The organism is Desulfamplus magnetovallimortis (assembly GCF_900170035.1).
GTDB classification, from domain to species: Bacteria; Desulfobacterota; Desulfobacteria; order Desulfobacterales; family Desulfobacteraceae; genus Desulfamplus; species Desulfamplus magnetovallimortis.
The window spans coordinates 13827-15323 of the sequence record NZ_LT828571.1 but is presented as its reverse complement, the minus strand read 5'-3'; the positions used below and the strand labels follow the sequence as shown (position 1 = coordinate 15323).

At 33.5% G+C, this 1497-nt stretch carries 4 protein-coding genes; all 4 read left to right on the top strand.

Annotated elements, in window-relative coordinates:
* Positions 1-361 precede the first annotated feature (361 nt).
* Positions 362-625 (top strand): UPF0175 family protein, encoded by a 264-nt coding sequence (locus tag MTBBW1_RS26380; RefSeq protein ID WP_080809761.1) that lies wholly within the window; start codon positions 362-364, stop codon positions 623-625.
* Between the two features lie 11 nt (positions 626-636).
* Positions 637-894, top strand: coding sequence for a DUF4160 domain-containing protein (locus MTBBW1_RS26375; RefSeq protein ID WP_080809759.1), 258 nt, complete (start codon positions 637-639; stop codon positions 892-894).
* Positions 895-898: 4 nt separating this feature from the next.
* A complete protein-coding gene (locus MTBBW1_RS26370) occupies positions 899-1186 on the top strand; it encodes a DUF2442 domain-containing protein (RefSeq protein WP_080809756.1) in 288 nt (95 codons plus the stop codon).
* A gap of 3 nt (positions 1187-1189) precedes the next feature.
* The coding region (locus MTBBW1_RS28790) for a hypothetical protein (protein WP_186441731.1) at positions 1190-1497 on the top strand (308 nt) is incomplete at its 3' end.

Below are 1497 nucleotides of genomic sequence, written 5' to 3'. Positions count from 1 at the left end.
TTTTACAGATTAAATGTTTAAATTGATTAGTTTGTTTCAGGTTTTCTTGAGTATTCAGTGTTTCAGCAATAATCATACCAATATACTCATAAAAAAACTCGAACATCGAGTTTGAATTACTCTTTAAGAACATTGGATTCTTTACAATTTGCTTTTTTCAGGATTTACTGTGACAAAGAGACAATTTTTGTATGTTCAGATGTAAGATTCTGCAATATAGTTCGTAAGGAAAGCTATAAAATATTGCAAATTTAGAAAGATGTTACGTGCAAACTTTTTGATCTATAAGCTTATGACACAGGCATTGACAGTGGATGTTTTACATTTGTATTAATCAAGTTATAAAACTGGAAATTAAGCCATGCAGGAAAGAACAGTAAATATCTCTTTTCCAATCAAGGAAAATATTCTCTTATCCATAAAAGAAACAAAAGATGGATTTACGCATGAGGTTAAATTCTTCTCTGCATTGTATTTCTATAGAAAAGGACGGCTATCACTGGGAAAGGCAGCAGAGCTTGCCGGTTATAATAAAGTTGAATTTATAGAAAAGCTGCAAAAGGAAAAAGAGTATATCTTCGACTATAGTGAAGAAGAGATTAACGAAATATTTAACGATGTTTAAAGGTAAATAAAATGCCAGTAATCAGCAGATTCCTTGGAATTATTATTTCAATGTACTTGAACGATCACATGCCGCCGCATTTTCACGCAAAATATGGTGAATATGAAATTACGGTTTGCATTGAAACTGGTGTGATTGAGGGAAAATTCCCGAAACGGGCACTTAGACTTGTTTTGGAATGGTCTGAAAAACATCAGGACAAATTACTTGCAAACTGGGAATTATGTCGAAAAAAAGAGATGCCAAAGTCAATTGAACCATTGGAGTAACATCATGATTTTACACATAACAGACGCCAAATATTTAAAGGATTACCAGCTTGAACTCTCTTTCAATAATGGAAAGAAAGGTATCGCTGATTTGTCTCAATCTCTGGATGGATCAGTATTCAATCCGTTGAAAGATAAAAAATTGTTCTCACAACTTAAACTGAATAAAGAGCTTGACACTGTTGTCTGGCCTAATGGTGCTGATTTTGCACCGGAATATCTATATTTTCAGGCTTTTAAATACATACCGGAACTGCAAGATCAATTCAGGGTTTGGGGATATATTGATTGAATTATGACGAGAACACCAGCAGATGAAGGAATGCCCATGAAAAACCCGAAACAGCATGATGCCTTGATGAAATGGTTAATCGCATCATTTACTGAAGATTTTTTTGCTCACTATTTTCCCAAAAGATCAATAGGCAAATATACCTTTATAGATAAGGAATTTATCAGTAAATATGAAGCCCTGAAAGAGAGCCTTAAAGATGATCTTTTCCTTGTTATGGAGGTTGAAATTGACAATGTTCTCCATGAAATTGTGATTCAGATTGAAAGCATGAGTAAACGCAAAGATGTTTCTCAACGCATATTTGAATA

What these genes read in the sequence shown, in the direction of transcription:
- MTBBW1_RS26375 (WP_080809759.1), top strand. Translation starts at nt 637, where the DNA reads ATGCCAGTAATCAGCAGATTCCTTGGAATTATTATTTCAATGTACTTG.
- MTBBW1_RS26370 (WP_080809756.1), top strand. Translation starts at nt 899, where the DNA reads ATGATTTTACACATAACAGACGCCAAATATTTAAAGGATTACCAGCTT.
- MTBBW1_RS26380 (WP_080809761.1), top strand. Translation starts at nt 362, where the DNA reads ATGCAGGAAAGAACAGTAAATATCTCTTTTCCAATCAAGGAAAATATT.